Annotated in this window: 20 protein-coding genes; 16 read left to right on the plus strand and 4 right to left on the minus strand. The window is 69.5% G+C overall.

Going from position 1 to position 21,151, the window contains the following annotated elements:
• Nucleotides 1-155 precede the first annotated feature (155 nt).
• The 8 genes from BC102111_RS02360 to BC102111_RS02395 all read left to right on the plus strand — a co-directional run bounded on the left by BC102111_RS02360 (nucleotide 156) and on the right by BC102111_RS02395 (nucleotide 8,732).
• Complete coding sequence (locus BC102111_RS02360) at nucleotides 156-1,223, plus strand: CPBP family intramembrane glutamic endopeptidase (protein ID WP_095376356.1); 1,068 nt, start codon at nucleotides 156-158, stop codon at nucleotides 1,221-1,223.
• Between the two features lie 152 nt (nucleotides 1,224-1,375).
• Nucleotides 1,376-1,882: a DoxX family protein gene (locus BC102111_RS02365; protein WP_009381036.1), complete on the plus strand. Its 507-nt coding sequence runs from the start codon at nucleotides 1,376-1,378 to the stop codon at nucleotides 1,880-1,882.
• Nucleotides 1,883-2,082: 200 nt separating this feature from the next.
• The gene (locus tag BC102111_RS02370) at nucleotides 2,083-2,952 is read left to right on the plus strand and encodes a siderophore-interacting protein (protein WP_095376355.1); all 870 of its coding nucleotides are present in this window, start codon (nucleotides 2,083-2,085) and stop codon (nucleotides 2,950-2,952) included.
• Nucleotides 2,949-3,584 (plus strand): GrpB family protein, encoded by a 636-nt coding sequence (locus tag BC102111_RS02375; protein ID WP_095376354.1) that lies wholly within the window; start codon nucleotides 2,949-2,951, stop codon nucleotides 3,582-3,584. Before BC102111_RS02370 ends, BC102111_RS02375 begins: the two co-directional genes overlap by 4 nt.
• Before the next feature lie 190 nt (nucleotides 3,585-3,774).
• The gene (locus BC102111_RS02380) at nucleotides 3,775-4,341 is read left to right on the plus strand and encodes an isochorismatase family protein (RefSeq protein WP_095376353.1); all 567 of its coding nucleotides are present in this window, start codon (nucleotides 3,775-3,777) and stop codon (nucleotides 4,339-4,341) included.
• A gap of 160 nt (nucleotides 4,342-4,501) precedes the next feature.
• On the plus strand, nucleotides 4,502-6,793 hold the full coding sequence (locus BC102111_RS02385; protein ID WP_095376352.1) for an MMPL family transporter: 2,292 nt from the start codon (nucleotides 4,502-4,504) through the stop codon (nucleotides 6,791-6,793).
• A gap of 128 nt (nucleotides 6,794-6,921) precedes the next feature.
• Complete coding sequence (locus tag BC102111_RS02390) at nucleotides 6,922-8,115, plus strand: sensor histidine kinase (RefSeq protein WP_232252512.1); 1,194 nt, start codon at nucleotides 6,922-6,924, stop codon at nucleotides 8,113-8,115.
• Entirely contained in the window at nucleotides 8,112-8,732 is a 621-nt protein-coding gene (locus BC102111_RS02395) for a response regulator (RefSeq protein WP_095376350.1), read from the plus strand. Before BC102111_RS02390 ends, BC102111_RS02395 begins: the two co-directional genes overlap by 4 nt.
• 124 nt (nucleotides 8,733-8,856) lie before the next feature.
• On the opposite strand, the gene BC102111_RS02400 is transcribed toward BC102111_RS02395, so the two are convergent.
• Nucleotides 8,857-9,492 (minus strand): DJ-1/PfpI family protein, encoded by a 636-nt coding sequence (locus tag BC102111_RS02400; RefSeq protein ID WP_095376349.1) that lies wholly within the window; start codon nucleotides 9,490-9,492, stop codon nucleotides 8,857-8,859.
• An 88-nt stretch (nucleotides 9,493-9,580) separates the two neighbouring features.
• On the minus strand, nucleotides 9,581-10,177 hold the full coding sequence (locus BC102111_RS02405; protein WP_095376348.1) for an SRPBCC family protein: 597 nt from the start codon (nucleotides 10,175-10,177) through the stop codon (nucleotides 9,581-9,583).
• Between the two features lie 184 nt (nucleotides 10,178-10,361).
• On the opposite strand from BC102111_RS02405, the gene BC102111_RS02410 reads away from it, so the two are divergent.
• The 4 genes from BC102111_RS02410 (at nucleotide 10,362) to gap (ending at nucleotide 15,995) form a co-directional block, all read left to right on the plus strand.
• Nucleotides 10,362-11,573 carry a cation:proton antiporter gene (locus tag BC102111_RS02410; RefSeq protein WP_095376347.1) on the plus strand — a complete coding sequence of 404 codons (1,212 nt, stop codon included), beginning with the start codon at nucleotides 10,362-10,364 and terminating at the stop codon, nucleotides 11,571-11,573.
• Between the two features lie 226 nt (nucleotides 11,574-11,799).
• Complete coding sequence (locus BC102111_RS02415) at nucleotides 11,800-13,635, plus strand: serine hydrolase domain-containing protein (protein ID WP_232252511.1); 1,836 nt, start codon at nucleotides 11,800-11,802, stop codon at nucleotides 13,633-13,635.
• Between the two features lie 170 nt (nucleotides 13,636-13,805).
• Nucleotides 13,806-14,834, plus strand: coding sequence for a GlxA family transcriptional regulator (locus tag BC102111_RS02420; RefSeq protein WP_095376345.1), 1,029 nt, complete (start codon nucleotides 13,806-13,808; stop codon nucleotides 14,832-14,834).
• Between the two features lie 165 nt (nucleotides 14,835-14,999).
• Nucleotides 15,000-15,995: a type I glyceraldehyde-3-phosphate dehydrogenase gene (gap, locus tag BC102111_RS02425; protein ID WP_095376344.1), complete on the plus strand. Its 996-nt coding sequence runs from the start codon at nucleotides 15,000-15,002 to the stop codon at nucleotides 15,993-15,995.
• Between the two features lie 164 nt (nucleotides 15,996-16,159).
• On the opposite strand, the gene BC102111_RS02430 is transcribed toward gap, so the two are convergent.
• Nucleotides 16,160-16,477: a hypothetical protein gene (locus BC102111_RS02430; RefSeq protein WP_009381012.1), complete on the minus strand. Its 318-nt coding sequence runs from the start codon at nucleotides 16,475-16,477 to the stop codon at nucleotides 16,160-16,162.
• Nucleotides 16,478-16,698: 221 nt separating this feature from the next.
• Here BC102111_RS02430 and BC102111_RS02435 point away from each other — a divergent pair, with 221 nt between their 5' ends.
• Nucleotides 16,699-17,553 (plus strand): DUF8548 family protein, encoded by an 855-nt coding sequence (locus BC102111_RS02435; RefSeq protein ID WP_101623478.1) that lies wholly within the window; start codon nucleotides 16,699-16,701, stop codon nucleotides 17,551-17,553.
• 12 nt (nucleotides 17,554-17,565) lie between these two features.
• Here BC102111_RS02435 and BC102111_RS02440 read toward each other — a convergent pair whose 3' ends face one another.
• A complete protein-coding gene (locus BC102111_RS02440) occupies nucleotides 17,566-18,339 on the minus strand; it encodes a DedA family protein (protein WP_101623479.1) in 774 nt (257 codons plus the stop codon).
• A gap of 132 nt (nucleotides 18,340-18,471) precedes the next feature.
• Between BC102111_RS02440 and BC102111_RS02445 the strand changes: the two genes are divergently transcribed.
• The 3 genes from BC102111_RS02445 to BC102111_RS02455 are packed head-to-tail and all read left to right on the plus strand — an operon-like array spanning nucleotide 18,472 to nucleotide 21,048.
• On the plus strand, nucleotides 18,472-18,909 hold the full coding sequence (locus tag BC102111_RS02445; protein WP_146001383.1) for a hypothetical protein: 438 nt from the start codon (nucleotides 18,472-18,474) through the stop codon (nucleotides 18,907-18,909).
• Nucleotides 18,836-20,392 carry a sensor histidine kinase gene (locus BC102111_RS02450; RefSeq protein WP_232252510.1) on the plus strand — a complete coding sequence of 519 codons (1,557 nt, stop codon included), beginning with the start codon at nucleotides 18,836-18,838 and terminating at the stop codon, nucleotides 20,390-20,392. The genes BC102111_RS02445 and BC102111_RS02450 overlap by 74 nt, the downstream gene beginning before the upstream one ends.
• The gene (locus BC102111_RS02455) at nucleotides 20,389-21,048 is read left to right on the plus strand and encodes a response regulator transcription factor (RefSeq protein ID WP_101623482.1); all 660 of its coding nucleotides are present in this window, start codon (nucleotides 20,389-20,391) and stop codon (nucleotides 21,046-21,048) included. The genes BC102111_RS02450 and BC102111_RS02455 overlap by 4 nt, the downstream gene beginning before the upstream one ends.
• The last annotated feature ends 103 nt before the right edge of the window (nucleotides 21,049-21,151 follow it).

Below are 21,151 nucleotides of genomic sequence, written 5' to 3' on the forward strand. Positions count from 1 at the left end.
CCCGCTCATCGTAGCCGACCGGGGAGCTGACCAGGGGCGCGGCTTCGCCTGCGCGTCGGAGGCCTCGGTCATCCGCGCGGAGGAGGACGTCGCCGACGCTCCGCCGTACATTGGAGGCAGAGGTCAGCGAGACGTCACGATGCGAGGAGGATCCGATGAGCGCCCCCGACCCTGCCGCTGAGCGTCCCGTCCCCACGGGGGAATCCACCCCCGCCGAGGCGGTGCCCGGCTCGCTCCCGTCCGCGGAGTCTGCGCCCCCGATCGTGCCCACCCGCGTCCCGTGGGTCGAGGTCGGCGTGTTCCTCGTCGTCACCGTCGGTCTCGGCTGGCTCGTCTGCCTGCCGCTGTGGCTCTCGGGCAAGGGACTGAGCGACCTCACGTTCGTCCAGCTCACCGGCCAAGCGCTCATGTTCACTCCGCTTCTCGGCACCATCGCAGCGCTCATCGTCCAACGAAGGCGGGCCCGCGAACCGCTCGCGAGCGTTCCCCGCCGCCTCGGCCTCTGGCCCCTCTATCCGGTCGGACGGGTGCTCGGAGGGACCGGCCTGGCGGTACTCGCCACCTACCTCCTCGTCCTTGCGACCTATCTCCTCGCCGGCGCGTTCGGCTGGATGCGACTCGACCTCGTCGGACTCTCCGGATTCTCCGCCCAGCAGCAGGCACTGCCGGGACTCGAGGAGCTTCCCCTGGGCGCAGCGGTGGCCGTCTTCCTCGTCATCGTCGTCGTCAACACCGGGGCGACCGCGCTCTTCGCCTTCGGAGAGGAGGTCGGCTGGCGCGGATGGCTGCTCACCTCGCTGCGGCCGCTGGGCACATGGCCGGCGTTGCTCCTCATCGGTCTCGTGTGGGGGCTGTGGCACGCGCCGCTCATCCTCCTCGGCTACAACTTCGGCCGTCCCGACCTCACGGGCCTCGCCTTCATGGTCGGCGGCTGCATAGCCCTGAGCGTCCTCTTCGGGTGGCTGCGCCTGCGCACCGGGTCCCTGTGGCCGGCCGTCTTCGCCCACGCCGCTCTCAACGCCTCGTCGGGGATGCTGCTCGCTCTCGTCCTCAGCGCCGACTCCCCGACTCCGGACATGGCTCTCGTCACCGTCCTCGGCGTCTCCGGGTGGCTCGTCTCCGCTGTCGTCGTCCTCGTCCTCGTCCTCACCGGGCAGTTCCGGCGGCAGCCGGAGGTCGACGTCAAGCCGCCTCGTCGGAACTCGGCACCCGCCGAGGAATGAATCCGCAGGTCGGCGCGCCTACGAGATTTCCCCACGAGAGCATTGAGCTCAGTCATTCCTTCCTATAGGCTCAAGCCCCGAACGACCTCGTCGCCGAGGCGGTCGGCACCACCTCGGCGGACACCTCGAACCACCCGACGAAGGAGACGCTCATGGCACTGGGATCATCGCTGCTGCGCACCGTGGGACGCATGGCGACCGCACCGATCTTCATCATCGGCGGCTACGGCGCGCTGACCAAGCCCGGCGGGCGCGTGCAGATGGCCGCGCCGACGCTGGAGAAGATCCGGGAGTACGTGCCGGTGCTCCCCGACGATGACGAACTCCTCGTCCGGATCAACGGCGGCATCCAGCTCGCCGCGGGAACCACCCTGCTGCTCGGCATCAAACCGCGACTCTCTGCGCTCGCCCTCGCCGGTTCGCTCATCCCGACGACCCTTGCCGGCCACGCGTTCTGGGAGGACGAGGAGCCGGAGGCCTCGGCGCAGAAGATGCAGTTCGCGAAGAACCTCGCCGCCCTCGGCGGACTCCTCGTCATCGTCGGCACCGAGGACACGCGCCACGCCATTGCGAAGGCCGCGGACAAGGCGGCCCGGAAGGCGGAGAAGCGCGGGTTCCGCGAAGGCAAGGACGCTGTCCGCGAGGCCCAGCGCAGCTGATCGGGCCGGGGTCGTCCCGGTACCGCTGTACCGTCGCGATCGCGGGTCCTGCCCTCTCGCCGACCCGTTCCCCCTCGCCGAGGCGTCACCTCGCCGAGGCGGACGAACGTCCGTGATCAGCCCCCGAAGCCTCCCGCGGCACAGGGTGGGCGGAGTAGCCTTGTCTGTAACGGATCGAACCGAGCCGACAGGAGCTGACCATGGTCACCTGGCCGAGCGGCATCAGGCGCCTGAGGCACCGCACCGACCGTGAGGTCGTCGTCACTCGAGTCGAGGACTTCAGCGATCGCTACCGGCGCATCCACTTCACCGGTGACGACCTCCTGCACGATCTCACCGACGTCTATCCCACGGCGTGGGTGCGACTGTGGGTTCCCGAGTCTCCGGCCGGTGTCGACGACAGGGCCGGCGATGGGTCCGCGAAGGCAGGTAACGGCGATGCTGCGACCACCGACCACCCGGGTCCCGCACGCGGATCCGGCCGTGTCAGCCGCCGCGACTACACGTTCGTCGACGTCGACATCCGATCCGGGTCGTTCGCCCTCGACCTCGTACTCCCGCACCACCGCACTGCGGGCGAGGCCGCCTTCGGCGCGGCGACGCGGTGGGCACTGGCAGCGCAGCCGGGAACGGTGATCGACGCCTGCGTCACCCCGGACCGCCTCGATCTGCCGAGGGATACGAAGCGCCTCATCCTCCTCGGCGACCTCAGCACCGTGCCGGCGGTGAACTCATGGCTGTCATGGATTCCCGATGAGGTCGAGGCCACGGCGATCATCGAGGACGACGGTGACACGGACGGCATCCCGCAGCGGCAGCGGGCGAACGCGACCTGGACGTGGGTGCGCAGCACCGGATCCCGCGGTCAGGCGCTCATCGACCATGTGCGCGACCTCGGACTCGGCCCCGCAGGTCTCTACGTCTGGGTCGCGGGGGAGCGGGGGCTCGTCTCTGCGGTCCGCCACGGCCTGCGCCGCGAGCTGCCGCTCGACAGGCGGCGGCACTTCTCCCAGGCCTACTGGTCAGACAGACGGTCAGCTCACGTCCCGTCCGGTGAGTCGACGGAATGACAGCCGCCGATCCGACCAACGTCGACCCCGCTGACATCGTCGTCTTCAACGACATCGACGACCCCGACCTGTGGGTCAAGCCCAGCCCCCGGGCCGAGATCGCCGTCGTCGACCACGACCCGGCATGGGCCGCCCAGTACGAGGCGCTGGCCGTCGCGATCAGAGGTGCGCTCGGGAAGGGAGTCCTCGCGCTCCAGCACATCGGGTCGACCTCGGTGCCGGGTCTGGTCGCGAAACCCGTCATCGACATCGACCTCGTCGTCGCCGACCCCCGTGACGAGGACGCCTACCGGCCGGCGCTCGCCGAGGCGGGCTACGACCTCGTCATCCGCGAACCCGGCTGGTACGAGCACCGGGCCTTCCGCCACCAGGACCCCGACGGCACCCAGCAACTGCCCCTGAGCAACCTCCACGTCTTCGGCGCCCACTGCCCGGAGGTCGCCCGACACCGAGTCTTCCGCGACTGGCTGACGGCGAACCCGGAGGATCGGGAACGCTACGCCGAAGCCAAACGCCTCGCCGCAGCGGCGTCGAACGCGAACGCGGAATCGGTGATGGAATACAACGTCCGCAAACAGGCCGTCATCCACGAGATCTATCGGCGAGCCTTCGCCGCCGCCGGGTGGATCTGAGGCTGCCCCGTCCCGATCGGGGCGCCCGCGTCGCAGCGCGGAACGCCGAGGAGTCGCCCGACCCTGACCCGCCCCGCCGAGGCTGCAAACACTGACTGTTTCTGTCGAGGCTGCCGACCCTGACCCGCCCCGCCGAGGCTGCCGACCACGACCCCTGCCATCGTCGGTCCGGAGCGACTATGCTCGTTGGATGGCGAAGGCACTTCTCATCGTGGACGTCCAGAACGACTTCACCGAGGGCGGAGCGCTCGCGGTGACCGGCGGCGATGCCGTCGCGACCGGGATCTCCGACTACCTCGGCGAGCATGCCGGGGACTACGACGCGATCATCGCGTCCGCCGACTGGCATGACGGGGAGAACGACAATGGCGGGCACTTCGCAGCGGACCCCGACTTCGTCGACTCGTGGCCGGTCCACTGCGTCGCCGACACCGACGGTGCGGCCTTCGACCCGCTGCTGACGACGAGCCCGATCACCCACACGGTGCGCAAGGGTCAGGGGGTGCCCGCCTACTCCGCGTTCGAAGGGGCGACGGAGACGGGGGACCGCCTCGGCGATCTCCTGCAGAGGCTCGACGTCGCCGAGGTGGACGTCGTCGGCATCGCCACCGACCACTGCGTGCGCGCCACCGTCCTCGACGGTCTCAGCGAGGGCCTTCGCGTGCGCGTCCTCACCGACCTCATCGCCGGCGTCGGCGCCGATTCGAGTGCTCAGGCGCTCACCGAGATGAAGTCCGCCGGCGCCGTCATCGACTGACCTCGGCTCGGTCGGCGCCCCGCGGCCGGCATCACCTCGGACGCATCTCAGCAGGCTGAAGCACCTCGTCTCCCCGGCGAATATCCCCATCGAAAGTTGCAGACGAAGTCTCAACCGACAGGCGATGTGCCCGGTGCCCCTGCCCTGATGAGCTGGAGGCATGAAGAATCTGCTCACTCGCACCGGCACGGTCCTCGTGTCGAAACGCGGCGCCTGGCTCGTCCTCGCCGCCCTCGTCCTCCTCGTCACCGTCCTCTTCGGCCTCCTCTCCGGAGCCGGTGAGGACCGTCCCACGCAGTCCGCCCCACCGGACTCGGAATCCGCGCGCGCCGAGGCGGTCCTCGATCAGTTCCCCGGCGCGAACGAGCAGTCGGTCATGGTCGTCGCCTCCCGCCCCGGCGGCGCGACGCTCAGCGCCGCGGACCGGGACGCGCTCGGCGAGCTGGGGTCCCGCCTCGGCGAGGACGGTGAAGCGGTCAGCGGTCCGATCGTCAGCGACGACGGTGAGGCGGCCCTGCTCATGGTGCCGATCACCGTCGGGCAGACGAACACGGAGACGGCCGAGACGGTCGGCGAGCTGCGGAGGACGATCGCCGCGGATCCCGGTGCGCAGGCGCTCGAGGACACGGGACTGGAGCTGCTCGTCACCGGTGGGCCGGCGATCGGCGCGGACATCGCCTCAGCCTTCGACGGCGCGGACTTCACCCTGCTCATCGTCACGATCGCCATCGTCGCGCTCCTCCTCATCGTCACCTACCGCTCGCCCATCCTCTGGCTGCTGCCGCTCATCGTCATCGGCACCGCCGACGGACTCGCCGGGCGCGTGACCGCGGCGATCGGCGACGGCCTCGATCTGCAGTTCGACGCCGGCATCATCAGCGTGCTCGTCTTCGGGGCCGGCGCGAACTACGCCCTCCTCCTCATCTCCCGCTACCGCGAGGAGCTCACCCGGCACCCGGATCATCGGTTCGCACTCGCCACGGCATGGCGGCACACGGTGACGACGATCCTCGCCTCGAACCTCACCGTCGTCCTCGCACTGCTCAGCCTCGTCCTCGCCGTCATCCCCGGCACCCGCGGTCTCGGCATCACCGCTGCCGCCGGCCTCGTCATCGCCGCCGGCGCGGTCCTCCTCGCCCTCCCACCCGTCCTCGCGATCTGCGGCAGGCGCGTGTTCTGGCCCTTCGTCCCGCGTCCCGTCGACGATGCCGACCCCGCCGAGGCGGCCGACGGTGCCGCTGCCGACCGCGGTGCCGCCGCTTCCCGAGGCTCGGTCCAGGGTGCGACCACGCCGACGTTCTGGCGGGCCATCGCCACCCGGGTAGTCGCCCGCCCGGGGATCCACCTCAGTGTCGGCATCGCCCTCCTCGCGGTCATGGCTGCCGGCTTCATCGGCACGACCGTCGGTCTCGACCAGTCGGAGAAGTTCAGGGTGCAGTCGGAGTCCGCCCAGGGACTCGACGTCCTCGGCGAGCACTTCCCGCCCGGGGAATCCCAGCCGATCTGGATCGTCGCCGACGCGGGCGAGGCCGACGAGGTCGTCGACGCGGTCTCGGGCATCGACGGGGTCGTCCGTGCCGGGACCGTCGACGAGGCGACGGTCGAGGGAAACCGGATCGCGAAGATCATGGTCACCGGCGAGTACGAACCCGACAGCCCGGAGGGGCTCGCCCTCGTCGAGACGATCCGCTCTCAGGTCCACGCGGTCGACGGCGCGCACGCCGAGGTCGGAGGGGCCGCGGCGACCGAGCTCGATGCTCGGGATGGCAACGCCCGGGACTTCGCGACGATCGCTCCGCTCATCCTCGCCATCAGCTTCCTCGTCCTCCTCGCGATCCTCCGGGCACCGCTGGTCGCCCTCACCCTCCTCGTCGTCAATGTCGCCTCGACGGCGGCGGCGATCGGCCTCGGGTCGGCGCTGAGCAGGGTCCTCTTCGGGCAGGCGGCGATCGACGCGCAGGTGCCGATCCTCGCGTTCCTCTTCCTCGTCGCCCTCGGCATCGACTATTCGATCTTCCTCTCCCACCGGGCGAAGAAGGAGTCGGCGCTCCACGGGTCGAGGCAGGGCATCATCGAAGCCCTCGCCCACACCGGCGGGGTGATCACGAGTGCGGGCATCGTCCTTGCCGGGGTCTTCGCCGCCCTCGGTATGCTCCCGCTCATGGTGCTCGGCCAGCTCGGGCTCATCGTCGGTGTCGGCGTCCTCGTCGACACGGTCCTCGTCCGCACCGTCATCGTGCCCGCGATCATCGCGCTCGCCGGTCCCCGGATCTGGTGGCCGGACCGGGCGATCACCGAGTTCGCGCCGGATGCGGGGACGGGAACCCGCGCCGAGGACAGCACCACCGCCCAGCCGGTATCGCGCGCGAACGTCGGCCTCGCGGTCGGTGCCGACGCCGCAGCCGAGGAAGGTTCCGCCCGCACAGGTGGTCCGATCGGGTACGCCCGGTGACAGTCGGGATCCAACCGGGGCGGTTCGCGGCCGCAGCAGAAGACGCGCGGACGCCTGCGGATGCAGGTTCGGCCGCCGCGGCGGGCCGCCCCGACGACTATCCTGACGGTGGGGGAGAAGGAGGAGCAGTGGGCTCACACAGGTGGACGGCGCGGACGATGGAGATCGGTCAGCACGCGATCGCTGTCGTCCTCACCGTGATCTCGAGCCTCCGGGCGATCACTGCGGGAGCCCCGGTTCTCGTAGTGGTTGCGGTCAGTCTCGTCCTCCTCGCCTGGTACGGGTTCGGCGCGGTGCGGGCCGCCCGAAGCGGCTCGGTCGACCTCGCCCGATGGTGGCTGCTCGTCCTCGCCGCGATCTGGCTGCTCATGCTCGTCGTCTCCGCCGAATTCATCTGGGTCGCGTTCCTCCTCTGGCTGCTCGCCGGTCACCTCTTCTCCCTGCGCATCGCCGTCGTCTTCACCGCCGTGACCTACCTCGCGACCGTCGCGGCACCGCTCATCCACCACGGAAGAGTGAGCACTCCCGCGGTCATCGGCTCCCTCATCGGCGCGGTCTTCGCCCTCGGGCTCTCCCGCGGATACATCGAACTCCTCCGGGAGGGACGCCGACGCGAGGAGCTGCTCCAGTCGCTGGAGGCCGCCCACCGCAGCCTCCTCGACGTCCAGGACGAACTCGCCCTCACCCAGCGTCATGCGGGAGAGATCGAGGAGCGGACCCGGGTGTCTCGGGACATCCACGACACCGTCGCCCAGGAGATCTCCTCGATCCGCCTCATCGCCCACGCCGAGGCGGATCGCACGACAGACGCCCATGCCGCGCAGGTGCTGCGACAGGTCGAGGATCTCGCCGCCCAGGGTTCGCGAGATGTCCGTCGGATCATCGCCGCACTCGCCCCGGCCGAACTCGAGGATGCCGCCCTGCCCGCGGCCATCGGCCGCCTGCTCAGCAGGCTCGAGTCCGATACGACGATCCTGGCGGACCTCACCGTCGATGAGTCGTGGCCGGCCCTGCCCGCCGAGGCGGAGGTCGCCCTCCTGCGGACCGCGCAGTCGGCGCTCGCCAACGTCCGTCAGCATGCGCAGGCCACACGCGTGCGTGTGAGCCTGAGCGATCTCGGCGATTCGATCAGAATGGACATCGTCGACGACGGCGTCGGCTTGGCCGACCCACAGACTCGGACGCGGAAGACCGACTCGGGGTTCGGACTCGACTTCATCGCCTCGCGGATGCGTGAACTCGGGGGCGAGCTCGACATCGAGACCGCCCCGGGAGCGGGCTTCGCGATCTCGGCGACGCTTCCGCGAGGAGGGCGCAGATGACGATCAGGGTCATCCTCGTCGACGACCATCCTGTGGTCAGGGCCGGGCTTCGCGCGGTCATCGACGCTCCCGAGCACATCGAGGTCGTCGGAGAAGCCGGCAGCGGGGAAGAGGCGCTCACCCTCTCCGCGCGGCTGAGCCCTGACGTCGTCGTGTGCGACCTGCGTCTGGGTGAGGGCATGGACGGGATCGCGACGACCACGGCTCTGCGGAACATGCCGAAGCCACCCGCGGTGCTCATCCTCACGACCTTCGACCATGATGCGGAGATCGTCGCAGCCTTGAGCGCCGGCGCGGCGGGCTACCTCCTCAAGGACATCGAACCGGCGGAGATCTCCGTGGCGATCGAGCGCGCGGCCCGGGGCGAGACCTACCTTCCGCCGGAGATCAGCGCGAAGGCGATCGCGCAGATGCGCAATCCCGGTCCGCAGCTCACCCGCCGGGAACGTGAGGTCGTCGCCCTGCTCGCCACCGGGGCCTCGAATGCGCAGATCGCGCAGGAGCTCTTCGTCACCGAAGCGACCGTCAAGAGTCACCTTGTCAACGTCTTCGCCAAGCTCGGCGTCGATTCGCGAGCGCGGGCGATCCGGGTCGCGGAGGACCTCGGTCTCGTGTGACGCAGTCCGTGGGGGCAGGTTGCTCGGGCGTTCGGCCCGTGGCGGCATCCCGGCCGAAGCTGCGCCCGCAGGTGGCACGCACCTCGTCCCAACTACGGTCTGTCATGCCGCCGCGCCCCATGGCCTACATCCCGAGCCCGTAGTGCTCGGCGAAGGGATCCCAGTCCGGATCGCTGTGGACCTCGAGTTCGACGGTGCGGGCAGCAGTGGTCGCCGCCTCCTCACCGACCAGGCGGGCGATGAGCGCGGCAGTCATGTCCATGCCCGCCGCCACGCCCGACGACGTCCACCGGTCCCGGTCCTCGACCCAGCGGGCGTGCGGCACCCATTCGACGTCCGTCCCCTGCGCCGATGCCCAAGCGAAGGCCCGCTTGTTCGACGTCGCCCGGTACCCCTCGAGCAGCCCGGCCGCTGCGAGCACCGCCGAACCGGTGCACACCGAGGTGACAACGGGGGCCCGCGACGCCCACGCGGCGATGAGGTCGAGGAAGTCGTGGTCGTCGACGAGTTCTCGCGTTCCGCCTCCGCCGGGCACGAGAACGATGTCGGGAACCGACCCCGATGCCAGGGAGTCGGACAGGGAGTCGGTGGCGACCACCTCGGCGCCCTGACTGCTCCGGACCGGTCCCGGGCTCGCCGCGAGGTAGGTGATGGCGAAGCCGTCGGGGACGACGCTGAGCAGTTCGACGGGACCGAAGACGTCGAGGAGTTCGAAGCCCTCGAAGAGGACGATGCCCACGGTGCGCGGTGACGGACTCATGGGCTCATCGTAGAGCCCGGTGGTGACACGAGATCGTCAACGTCGCGTGCCCTGGCCCGCAGGATCCGCCGACGAATGCCCTCGTCGCTCAGCGACCCGTGCGGTCGAGGAGCCGATCGAAGGTCTCGCACAGCGGCCAGAACTGCTCCCACGGCAGCGGCGTGCCCGCCAGCGACGCTTCGAAGAAGCTCAGGTGGGTGAGCCAGCCCGTCGCGTAGGAGTCGATGAGGTCGCCGAGGCCCAGGTGACGCAGAGTGAGCACGCTCGGGGCCTTTTCGTCGCCGCCGTCGGCTGACCGCCCGGAGGTGGACGTGCCGTCGGCTGACGTTCCGGAGGCGGACGTGCCGTCGGCCGACGGGCCCTCCCCACCGAGATCCCCACCGAGATCGCCGGCGGTGACCGCGACGGCGATTCGACTCGTCGGCTCGTCCGGGAACGACCACGTCAGCTCTGCGGAGTGGCCGTCGATCGCGAGGACCTCCGACCGGCACAGGTAGCTGTCGGCATGGTCGACGATGATCTCACCGCCGAGGCGGCTGTCGAAGGTCAGCGGTCGCCCGAGCCACTCGCTGAGAGCGTCGACGTCCTGCAGATGCGCCCACACAGCGTCGGCGCCGGCCGGCAGTCGCCAGCCGATCGTGAGGCAGTCGGCCGAGCGGTCGGGGTCGATCTGGATCACGGGCATCGTGTGTCACTCCTCGCATCGGGTGGAGGGGTCCCCGTGCCACGGGACCCTGTGCCCACGAGACTAGCCGACCTTCCGGGGCGGCCGGCAGAGCCTGACGGGGTGGACGGCGACCCGATCACATTCGCGTCACCGTTCCGCGGCGAACGGTCCGCAGCCCGATCCGGCTTGTACCCTGAGCGCTATGGACACCGCAGAAGAGTTCGCACCGCTGGTCCTCATGGTCGCCGTCGTCTGCGTCTCGCCGCTGCTGGCCAGGCTCACCCGCGGATGGGTGCCCGACACGGTGTGGCTCCTCCTCGGCGGTCTCCTCATCGGTCCCTCCGTGCTCGGACTCGCCCACCCGTCAGAGAGCCTCGGCCTCCTCTCAGAGATCGGACTCGGCCTCCTCTTCCTCCTCGCGGGCTTCGAGATCGACCCGCAGGCGATGAAGTCGCGGCAGGGCAGGCTCTCGTGGCTGGTCTGGGCTGTGAGCTTCGCCCTCGCCGTCGGCTTCTCCGCACTCTTCGCCGGTGATCTCGGATTCTTCGGCTGGGCGGCCATCGGCCTGGCCCTCACCTCGACTGCCCTGGGCACGCTCCTGCCGATCCTCACCAGCGCAGGGGTCCTGCGCACCCCCGTGGGAGCGGGCACGATGGTCCACGGCGCCGTCGGCGAGCTCGGCCCCGTGCTCGCCATGGCCCTCCTCCTCTCGGGACGCAGCTTCTCCCTCAGCGCCCTCATCCTCGTCGCCTTCGTCGTCATCATGGCTCTCACCGTCGTCATCCCCCTCCACCTCGGCAGCCGCATCCCCTCCCTGCATCGGGCGATGATCGACGGCGCCAGCGGCACCTCCCAACTCGTGCTGCGCACGATCATGCTCGTCCTCATCGCCCTGATGTTCCTCTCCGCCCTCCTCGACCTCGACGTCGTCCTCGGTGCGTTCATGGCCGGCATGCTCGTCAAGCGGATCGCCCCCGCCGAGGCGGTCGAACGTCTCGAGGTCGGCCTCCAGACCCTGGGGTTCTCCTTCTTCATCCCCGTCTTCTTCGTCTTCTCGGGGATGGGCATCGCCCTGGCCGCCGTCGCCGAACAGCCCCTCACCCTCCTCTGGTTCTTCACAGCGATCCTGCTGCTCAGAGGTCTGCCGCTCATGCTCGGCGAGCGCTTCCTCCGCATCACCCCCGGCGTCAGCGGCCTCCGAGAGCAGGCGCAGGTGGGCCTCTACGGGGCCACGGGACTGCCGATCATCGTCGCCGTGACCTCCCTGGCTGAGAGCTCCGGTCTGCTGACCGCCGACATCGGGTCCCTCCTCGTCCTCGCCGGCGCGTGCACCGTCCTCGTCTTCCCGGCTCTCGCCGCGGTCCTCCGGTCCACCAGGGCGCCGTCGGAGACGAGCCTCGACGAGACGCGGTGAACGGGGAGACACGGGTGAGGGCGCGTGAGCGCTGCGGCGAACCGTCCGCGACGCGGGTCTGAACTTCTCGTGTCGGATAGTTGTAAGTTAAATAACTGATAGGTAACTGTCGCGCGCGTCCTTCCTGGTGACAGCGTTCCGTCTCAGTCGGTGAGGCCGTGGGATTCACGATCTGAGGCTCCGGAGGCTGTTGCCGTCCATGTCCGGGAGGTAGGCTCGGCGGTGCATGAGACCACAGACGGAGGCAGAGATGGCGGATATGAAGAAGGTGCTCCACAGCCTGACTCATAACCCCGCCACCCGACGCATCGGGGCGCTGTCGGGCAACACCAAGGGCATCGACGGCGACGAGAAGTCCGATGCCGAGCGCACGCAGGCCACCGACTCCTCGGCGGGCGAAGGCACGGACCGCGGAGGCAGCGGCGATCGCGGCGAGCAGGGCTCGGACGGCCCGGACCGTTCGCACGGTACGGACCGCCTCGGCGAGGATCCCACCGGCGATGACGCGGCCGGTTCCGGTTCCGGTGCGGCGGGACCCGGCGGACCCGGGAAGCGGCCGCTGCCCCACGTCGGCGAACTCACCTCGGCGAGCGAAGAGGCGATCGTCGACCCGTCCGAGGCGATCCTCGAGAGCATCGACCTCGACTCCTGGAAGTGGCCGGAGTACTTCGCCTTCGCGCTCACCCGGATGGAGGAGATCTTCCCCAGCGCCGGAATCCCACGCGGCATCGGCTCCGTGTGCGAGTACATCTCGCAGGACAACGACTTCCGGTCGCTGACGATCGATGCGAAGAAGTGGACCGCGGCAGACGACGAAGGCTGGACGACCGTCGGCGACGTCCTCGCCAACACCTTCACCGACGCCTGGCTCGTCACCCGCGGCGGGGTCGCGATCGCCGAGGAGTACGCGTGGCCGATGAAGCCGGCCCGCCGCCACATGCTCTTCTCCGTGAGCAAGTCCATCGTCTCGATCGTCGTCGGCGCGCTCGCCGATGCGGGACTGCTCCGCGTCGACGACCTCGTCACCACCCACGTTCCCGCGCTCGGCAAGAGCGGCTATGCCGGGGCCACGATCCGCGACCTCCTCGATATGCGCTCGGGCGTGAAGTTCTCCGAGGAGTACCTCGAGGACGGCTCGGAGATCCGCAGGCTCTTCGAAGCCGTCGACTTCGCACCCCGGACGCCCACCTCGGCGCACGGGATCAAGGACTTCCTCACCGGGCTGACGAGCGAACGCGACCACGGGTCCTCCTTCGTCTACCGCAGCTGTGAGACCGACGTGCTCGCCTGGGTGTGCGAGAACGTCGTCGGACGCCCGTTCGCTGTCGTCGCCAGCGAATTCGTGTGGTCGCGCATCGGTGCCGCCCACGCGGCGCAGGTCTGTCAGGACCGATGGGGCGGCTCGATCGCCGACGGCGCCATCAGCACAACCCTGCGCGACCTCGGTCGCTTCGGCGAGATGATCGCCCGCGGCGGGGTCAACGCCGACGGCACCCGCGTCGTCTCCGAGGCCTGGGTCGACGACATCTTCGCAGGCGGTCCTGACTCGGCGCAGGTCTTCGCCGAATCCGCCTCCGGCCAGTCGTATCCCGGCGGGATGTACCGGAGCCAGTTCTGGGTGCCCTCGGCCAGTCGGGACGTCGTCATCGGCATCGGCATCCACGGGCAGATGCTCTACGTCGACCGTGCCACGCAGACCGTGGGCGTCAAGCTCTCCTCCGATCCGGAACCCGTGTCCCTGGCCGCCCAGCACGGCACCCTGGCGATGTTCGAAGCCATCACCGAGGCTGTCCCCGCCGAGGTGGTCCCCCCGACCCCATCGGCGCTGCCCGAGAAGGCGGTGACCCCCGGGCCGCTCACCGGTGCCGCCGAGGCGCGGACCGTGGCGGCCGGTGTTCCCGGCATCGCCGGGGCTGCGGCGACCCCTCCGGCAGGGGCCGGGTCGGGAGCCGCCGCACCCGTCGGACTCCACGCCGGGACCGTAGGCAGCGGTCTCGTCGCAGGCGGGGGAATCGGCGTGGCAACCCTGCCGGGAATCGTCCCCGGCAGCTACGCGTACTGACTGCGCGCACGGGCGAAGGCGACCGCGGCCGAACGCACGGCGACGACGGAGACCGAGTTCGCCCCGGCGCGAGCCGTGGCCCCCAGCCCGACCCCCGCCGGGGTTCCCGGTCCGACGCCTGCCGGGGTTACGCCGACAGGCCCAGGTGAGTGCCTAGACTGGAGGGCACGATGACTGCCGACGCACTGCTGCCCTCAGCACGGCGCACCCCGCGCCCGAAACCTCACCGCATGGCCGTGCTCGCGCTCGCGGGGGTCTCGGCGATCGACCTCGGCGTCCCGGTGCAGGTCTTCGGCGCCGAGTCGAACAGCGTCGGCCAGGTGCCCGGGACGGCGACGACCGCCGGTGGCTGGCCCTACTCGGTGACCGTGTGCGGGGTCGAACCCGGAACGGTCACCGGAGCCGACGGACTCTCCTTCGCCGTCGACCACGGGCTCGAGGCGCTCGCCGAGGCCGACACGATTCTCATCCCCGGGGCCTCCTCGGCGGTCGCAGGGGAGGCCCCGGCCGCTGTCATCGGCGGACTCCTCACCGCCTTCGAGCGGGGCGCGCGGATCGCAGCATTGTCGACGGGCACCTTCGTCCTTGCGCGCACGGGTCTCCTCGACGGCCGTCGGGCGACGACCCACTGGTCGACGGCGCAGGCGCTCGCCCGCCGCTATCCGACGATCGACGTCGACGAGAACGTCCTCTTCATCGACGAAGGTCAGCTGCTCACCTCGGCGGGGGCCGCCTCGGCGATCGACCTCTGTCTCCATCTCATCCGGCGCGACCACGGCGTGGGCCTGTCCAACCAGGTCGCCCGCCGCCTCGTCGCCGCCGCCTATCGGAGTGCCGGGCAGGCACAGTATGTGCCCCGCAGCGTTCCCGAGCCCCTCGGCGACGTCTTCGCCGACACCCGGCAGTGGGCGCTGCAGCACATCGGGGAGGAGCTCACCCTCGGCCAGCTCGCCGCGAACGCCGGAGTCTCGGTGCGCACATTCTCCCGGCGCTTCGTCGAGGACACCGGGTACACCCCGATGCAGTGGGTGCTCCGCGCCCGCGTCGACCTCGCCCGGGAGCTGCTGGAGAACACCGACCTGGGGATCGAGCAGATCGCCGACCAGGTGGGGCTCGGCACCGGGGCGAACCTGCGGATGCACTTCCAGCGCATCCTCTCAATCTCCCCGAACGAGTACCGGCACACGTTCTCGGGCTGAGACACAGCTTCTCCTGGTGAGAGCAGGTGTGGCCGGAAACTTTCGCTTTGTGGCAATAAGACTGGCGAGAACCTTTCGCAGGTTGTCGTGCTGGCCACTGTTGTCGGGTCGTCGCGCTGGGGATCATGGTGATGTACCGGTTATCAGACCTCCCAAGGAGAGACATTGACCCGCATCGCCATCAACGGATTCGGTCGCATCGGTCGCGCCACCCTGCGCGCGCTCAGCGAGCGCAACAGCGAGATCGACGTCGTCGCGATCAACGACCTCGGTGACGTCGAGGAGCTCGCTCGTCTCCTCAAGTTCGACACCACCCTCGGACGCTTCCCCGGAACCGTCGAGGCCACCGGCGACAGCATCGTCGTCAACGGCCACTCGATCCGCGTCTTCGCCGAGAAGGACCCGGCCCAGCTGCCGTGGGGCGACCTCGACATCGACGTCGTCCTCGAGTCCACCGGCCGCTTCACCAAGGCGGACAAGGCCCGCGCACACATCGACGCCGGAGCGAAGAAGGTCCTCGTCAGCGCCCCCTCGAAGGGTGCGGACGTCACCCTGGCCTACGGTGTCAACACCGATGCCTACACCCCCGAGGCGACGATCATCTCCAATGCCTCGTGCACGACGAACGCGCTCGCCCCGCTCGCGAAGGTCCTCGACGACCTCGCCGGAATCGAGCACGGCTTCATGACCACCGTCCACGCCTACACCGGCGACCAGAACCTCCAGGACGGCCCGCACAAGGATCCGCGTCGGGCGCGCGCCGCGGCGGCGAACATCATCCCGACCTCGACCGGCGCGGCGAAGGCCATCGGACTCGTGCTTCCGGGCCTCGACGGCAAGCTCAGCGGCGACGCGATGCGCGTGCCGGTTCCGGTCGGCTCGATCGTCGAGCTCAACACGACGGTCTCCCGCGACGTCACCCGCGACGAGGTGCTCGCCGCCTACCGCGAGGCCGCCGACGGACCGCTCAACGGCATCCTCGACTACGAGGAGGAGCCCGTGGTCTCCTCCGACATCGTCGGGCAGCCCGCGTCGTCGATCTTCGACGCCGAACTCACCCGCGTCGACGGCCGCAACGTCAAGGTCGTCGCCTGGTACGACAACGAGTGGGGCTTCTCCAACCGCGTCGTCGACAACCTCGAACTCATCGGCCGCAGCTGAGGCCGGCGGCTGAGTTCAGCGGCTGAGCTCAGCCTCTGAGTTCAGCGGCGCCTGAGCTCGAATCGCACTGCGGGGCGTCCCTCATCGAGAGGGGCGCCCCGCAGTGCATTCACCGGTCGCAGGCGGCGTGTTCGGGGTGTGCCGAACACGCCGCCTGCGTGGAATCAGACGTCGTCGGCGCCGGTCGTCCCGCCTTCGTTCTCCCAGCGCTCGACGGCGCGGACCTTGAGCCGATTGAATCGCAGGCGCACGCCGTATCCGCCGTCATCGCCGTCGGGGATGAAGTGGGCGCCGTAGTGCTCGAGAGCGTGGACGAGTCGACGCTCCTGTTCCGAGGTGAGGTCGTCGCGGCACTTCTCGTAGTCCTTGAGGTCGGCCTTGTCGATCTCCGCCTGCGCGGCGACATCGGCCGCCGAGACCTGGCAGAGGATCCGTGCCGCGCGGGCCAGGGGCCCGTCGATGATCATCGCTTCGCTGTTCATGGCTCAACACTGCCAGACCGATGTTGCACGTGCCAAGACGCGCTGTCAGTTCCCTCTCGGCGACGATTGCGGAACGCCATCGGCGTTTTTCGCCGATCGCCGTTCGAATCCACTCCGATCATCTCGTGTCAGTGCCGAGGATTACGCTCGTCGTCACCCTCCCGGCCACCAGGCCGGGGAACCCGCATCGCGAAGGCGATGCACGACGAAAGGTCAGACCGATGGAGATCACGACCGACGGAGTCGACCGGCTGGTGCGCCGCTGCCGAGCCCTCGTCGCGGACGAGGAGCGCCCGCACCCGATCAGCCACCCCGAGAGTCTCGCGCTGTGCATCATCGATGCGATCTACGCGACCGGCTCCCACCCCACAGCCGTCGCCAATGTCCTCGACCGATACGTGTCGAGGCACGGGTACCGGGACGGGGCGAAAGCGCTGCGGTATTCGATCGCGGCCGCCGGAGGCGCGAAGACGTGGGCGGAGACCGTCGCCTGCAACCGCAAACCCGCCAACACCCATCCCGGCGCCCCACTCAAGGCCGAGGTCGTCGACCGGGCGACCCGGCTCATGGCCGATCTCGACATCGACACCGTGCCCGATCTGCTCTCGGCGATCGGGCCCGACGTCCGCGAGAACCCGGTCGCCGAGGGATGGACGGCGCTGCCGAGTCAGCACTCGGCGGTGACCTACTTCCACCTCCTCTCCCTCGCCGGCTCCGATCATTTCGAGCCCGATCGGGTCGTCCTCCGGTATCTCGGTGAGACCGTCCGCGCCGGCGCCGACGGTGCCGATGGGTCGCGCACGGTGGAAGCCGTTGCCGACGCCGAGGTGGTGGCCGAGCCGATCGGTGACCATGGCGGCGGCGAGGCTGGAGGTGAGAGGGAGGGCAGAGGCGACACGGAGACGCTGACCCCGGACGTCGCCCGGGGCCTCATCGACATGGCGGCACCCGTCCTCCGCCTCGATGCCGCGGATCTCGCCAGGCTCGTCTGGCAGGCCGCCCATCGCAGGATCATGCCGGGCGGGATCGGCCGTCAGGACGACGAGGAGCCGGTGCTCAGCGCACGAGCCGGCTGATGGCCGCCGCTGCTACCCCTGGGCCTTCGCCTTGCGGTTCTCCTTGACGAAGGCGTAGACGAAGATGCCGATGATGAAGGCGAAGGTGATCCACAGGGCGTATTTGTCGATGACTGCAAGGACGTCGACGGCCGCTTGGCCGAGCTGATAGCCGAGCATCGTCCAGATGAGCGTGAAGATGAGGCTGCCGATGAAGTCGGCGATGAGGAAGGTGCGCAGGCGCATGCCCGTCCACCCGGCGACGATGAAGACGAGCGTCTGCGGGATTCCGGGGCAGCGGGCGATGACGGTCATGAGGAAGAGCGCCCAGCTGGGAATGCCCTTGAGCCGCTCGATGCGTTTGAGCTGCCGTTCGTCCTGGGCGAAGAGCCGGAGCACACCGTCGGCCCAGCGCCGACCGGCGAGCCAGAACGCCCAGTCGAGTTTGACCATGCCGACGAAGCCGGCGACGATGACGAGCCACAGTGGGATCTCCCCGACCCGGGCGTAGGCGCCGGCGGCGACGATGGCGGTCTTCGCCCCGTTGATGAATTCCTGGAGCACCGGGGCGTTGACGAGCATCCACGGGCGCAGCGGCAGAAGCGCGAGGTAGATGATCGGGACGCCGATGATGACGAAGAGGAGCAGCTTGTCGAGCGGTGCCGCCTTCCCCTGCCAGGGTTTGAGCGCCGCCCAGGGGTTCTCCTTCGCTGCCGCGGCGGTCGACTCGCCGTTCGCGGCGGGGGCATCGTCGTCGGGGAGGGAGTCGTCGCGGCGGTCGTGTTCGTCGTCGGGGCGGCGTTCCACGCTGATGGGATCTCCTGCGGCTGCGTCGGCGGTGGGCGTTCACAGTATCGCATGCCTGCGTGGACGCCGCTTAAGAAGACTCTCATCGCCGATCGCTCGACATCGACCGCGGCCTTGGGCAGGGTGGAAGGTGTGGGACGACAGTCGAAAGTGATCAGCGCGGTGGTGACCGGGCTGGTCGTCATTCTCGCGGTGCTGGCCTTCGTCCTCGTCCGCGGAACGTCCCACCCCGAACGCCCGGACCTCAGCCCGGTCAAGGTCACCCCCACTGCCACGGTCACGGACGGAACCGGCGATCCGAACGGAACGGGGTCCGCGCAGGGTTCCGGCGCCCCCGACGGCAGCGCTGGTGATTCCAGCGGTTCTCGGGACGGGGGGCAGACACCTGACGGCAGCGGATCGGGGGGTGACGCCTCGGCGAAGGGACGGGGCGAACTCCAGCACTCCTACGAACCGGCACCGAACCCGCCCCGGGAGGTGCCCTCCGACGGCGACGATGACGACGACGGCGCCGGCGACGACGGCGACGATGATGACGACGATGACGGCGGTGACGATGACGACGACTGATCGTCGCATCCGGCTCACCGTCGAGAACCGTCTGACAATCGCGGTCACCCTCCTCTCCGTGCTCGCTCTGACGATCGTCGGCCTCGTCCTCTACTCGGTGGAGTCGAACAACGTCTCCAACCGCCTGTCCGCGTCGATGTCACAGGAGATCGCCGAGATGCGCGCCTTCGCGCAGACCGGCGTCGACCCGGAGACCGGCCAGCCCTTCACCTCGGTCGACCAGATGCTCGGGCAGTTCCTCGCCCAGAACCAGCCTGACGCCCACGAAGCGCTCTTCGCGTTCCTCAGCGACGGGCGCGTCCTCTACCAGGGAGAACCGAACACCCTCATCCGCGGCTCGCGCTCGCTCGAAGACGCCGTCGAAGCCGAATCCGACCAGGGAGGTGAGTTCTCGCTGCGGATCGACGGCAACGAGTACATCGGCTACGTGCTTCCCGTCTCCGCCATCACCTCGGCGCCTGGAGACGCCACCTCAGCGTCGCCGACCCCGCTGGAGCAGCAGGCGGACCGAGGCAGTGACCAAGGCGGGGAGGCGGGAGAGGAGGACGCGCGCGGTGCCTTCGTCGTCGTCACCAACGCATCGGACAGCCGGGCCGACCTCACCCAGGTCATGCAGCTCTACGTCGTCGTCGCCCTGCTCGCGACCCTCATCATCTCCGGTATCTCCTCCGTGCTCGCCCGTCGTCTGCTCTCCCCGGTCACCGAACTGCGACAGACCGCCCAGTCGATCTCCGCCGGTGATCTCAGCAGCCGGATCGAGACCCGCGGCAGCGACGACATCGCCGAACTCGGCCGCACCTTCAACGCGATGCTCGACCGACTCGAATCCTCGTTCGCGACGCAGCGGCAGTTCCTCGACGACGTCGGCCATGAGCTGCGCACGCCGCTGACCATCCTCAGCGGCCACCTCGAGACGATGAACGCCGCCGACATCGACGACGTCGACGAGACCCGAGCGCTCCTCCTCGACGAGACAGACCGGATGACCCGCCTCGTCGAAGAGCTCCTCGTCCTCGCCCGCTCCCGTCGCCCCGACTTCGTGTGCCCCGGCAGCGTCGACATCCCGGCCCTGCTCCACCATGTCCTCGCGAAGGCGACGGGGCTGGCGTCGCGGGACTGGCAGGTCGACGTCCCCGAGTCGTTCGTCCTCCGTGCCGACCGCCAACGCCTCACCCAGGCGCTGCTCCAGCTCGCCGCGAACGCCGTCAACCACACCGAGGAGGGCGGGACGATCACCTTCGGTGCCACCGAGGACGCGACCCACGTCCACCTGTGGGTGCGCGACGACGGCCCAGGAGTCCCGCCGGAGATCGCGACCGACATCTTCGACCGCTTCACCCGCGGATCCACCGAGGGCAGCGGCTTCGGACTCGGACTCTCGATCGTCGGTGCCATCGCCGAAGCCCACGGCGGCACCATCGTCCTCGACCCGACCGAGGTCGGCGCCCAGTTCCGCATGATCCTGCCGAAAGGACACCAGTGAAGAGCATTCTCGTAGTCGAGGACGAGGACCGGATCTCGTCCTTCATCGCCAAGGGCCTCGGGGCCGCCGGGTTCACCACGGAGATCGCCGCTGACGGCATCACCGGCCGCGATCTCGCGATCACCGGTGACTTCGACCTCCTCGTCCTCGACATCGGCCTGCCCGGCCTCGACGGCTTCAGCGTCCTCGAACAGCTGCGCGAACAGCGGCCCTCCCTGCCGGTGCTCGTCCTCACCGCTCGCGACAATGCCGAGGACACGATCTACGCCCTCGAGTCCGGCGCCGTGGACTACATGATCAAGCCCTTCCGCTTCGGTGAGCTGCTCGCGCGGATCCGGCTGCGGCTCAAGGAGACCGTCCAGGAGTCTCCGACGACGGAGCTGACCCGCGGCGACGTGCGCATCGACCTGCTCGGACGTCAGGTCTGGGTCAATGAGCGCATCGTCGACCTCTCGGCGCGCGAGCTCTCCCTCGCCGAGATCCTGCTCAAGAACCGCGGCAGTGTGCTCTCCCGCGAACAGCTGCTCTCCCATGTCTGGGGTTTCGACTTCGACCCCGGATCCAACGTCGTCGACGTCTATGTCGGCTACCTCCGCCGCAAACTCGGCAGCGACTTCGTCACGACCGTCCGCGGATTCGGCTACCGCGTCGACTGAGCACGACCTGGCGCGCCGACTGTGCGGGCCCCGACAGCCGACCGCCCGCCGCCGACGGCAACCCGCGCGCAGCCGGGGTCGAACACGAACAAGCGATCCTGTC

Source organism: Brevibacterium casei CIP 102111, from assembly GCF_900169275.1.
Taxonomy (GTDB): domain Bacteria; phylum Actinomycetota; class Actinomycetes; order Actinomycetales; family Brevibacteriaceae; genus Brevibacterium; species Brevibacterium casei.

What these genes read in the sequence shown, in the direction of transcription:
- BC102111_RS02415 (WP_232252511.1), top strand. Translation starts at nt 11,800, where the DNA reads ATGAGACCACAGACGGAGGCAGAGATGGCGGATATGAAGAAGGTGCTC.
- BC102111_RS02395 (WP_095376350.1), top strand. Translation starts at nt 8,112, where the DNA reads ATGACGATCAGGGTCATCCTCGTCGACGACCATCCTGTGGTCAGGGCC.
- BC102111_RS02405 (WP_095376348.1), bottom strand. Translation starts at nt 10,177, where the DNA reads ATGCCCGTGATCCAGATCGACCCCGACCGCTCGGCCGACTGCCTCACG.
- BC102111_RS02410 (WP_095376347.1), top strand. Translation starts at nt 10,362, where the DNA reads ATGGACACCGCAGAAGAGTTCGCACCGCTGGTCCTCATGGTCGCCGTC.
- BC102111_RS02385 (WP_095376352.1), top strand. Translation starts at nt 4,502, where the DNA reads ATGAAGAATCTGCTCACTCGCACCGGCACGGTCCTCGTGTCGAAACGC.
- BC102111_RS02435 (WP_101623478.1), top strand. Translation starts at nt 16,699, where the DNA reads ATGGAGATCACGACCGACGGAGTCGACCGGCTGGTGCGCCGCTGCCGA.
- BC102111_RS02400 (WP_095376349.1), bottom strand. Translation starts at nt 9,492, where the DNA reads ATGAGTCCGTCACCGCGCACCGTGGGCATCGTCCTCTTCGAGGGCTTC.
- BC102111_RS02420 (WP_095376345.1), top strand. Translation starts at nt 13,806, where the DNA reads ATGACTGCCGACGCACTGCTGCCCTCAGCACGGCGCACCCCGCGCCCG.
- BC102111_RS02430 (WP_009381012.1), bottom strand. Translation starts at nt 16,477, where the DNA reads ATGAACAGCGAAGCGATGATCATCGACGGGCCCCTGGCCCGCGCGGCA.
- BC102111_RS02360 (WP_095376356.1), top strand. Translation starts at nt 156, where the DNA reads ATGAGCGCCCCCGACCCTGCCGCTGAGCGTCCCGTCCCCACGGGGGAA.
- BC102111_RS02370 (WP_095376355.1), top strand. Translation starts at nt 2,083, where the DNA reads ATGGTCACCTGGCCGAGCGGCATCAGGCGCCTGAGGCACCGCACCGAC.
- BC102111_RS02365 (WP_009381036.1), top strand. Translation starts at nt 1,376, where the DNA reads ATGGCACTGGGATCATCGCTGCTGCGCACCGTGGGACGCATGGCGACC.
- BC102111_RS02375 (WP_095376354.1), top strand. Translation starts at nt 2,949, where the DNA reads ATGACAGCCGCCGATCCGACCAACGTCGACCCCGCTGACATCGTCGTC.
- BC102111_RS02380 (WP_095376353.1), top strand. Translation starts at nt 3,775, where the DNA reads ATGGCGAAGGCACTTCTCATCGTGGACGTCCAGAACGACTTCACCGAG.
- BC102111_RS02450 (WP_232252510.1), top strand. Translation starts at nt 18,836, where the DNA reads ATGACGACGACGGCGCCGGCGACGACGGCGACGATGATGACGACGATG.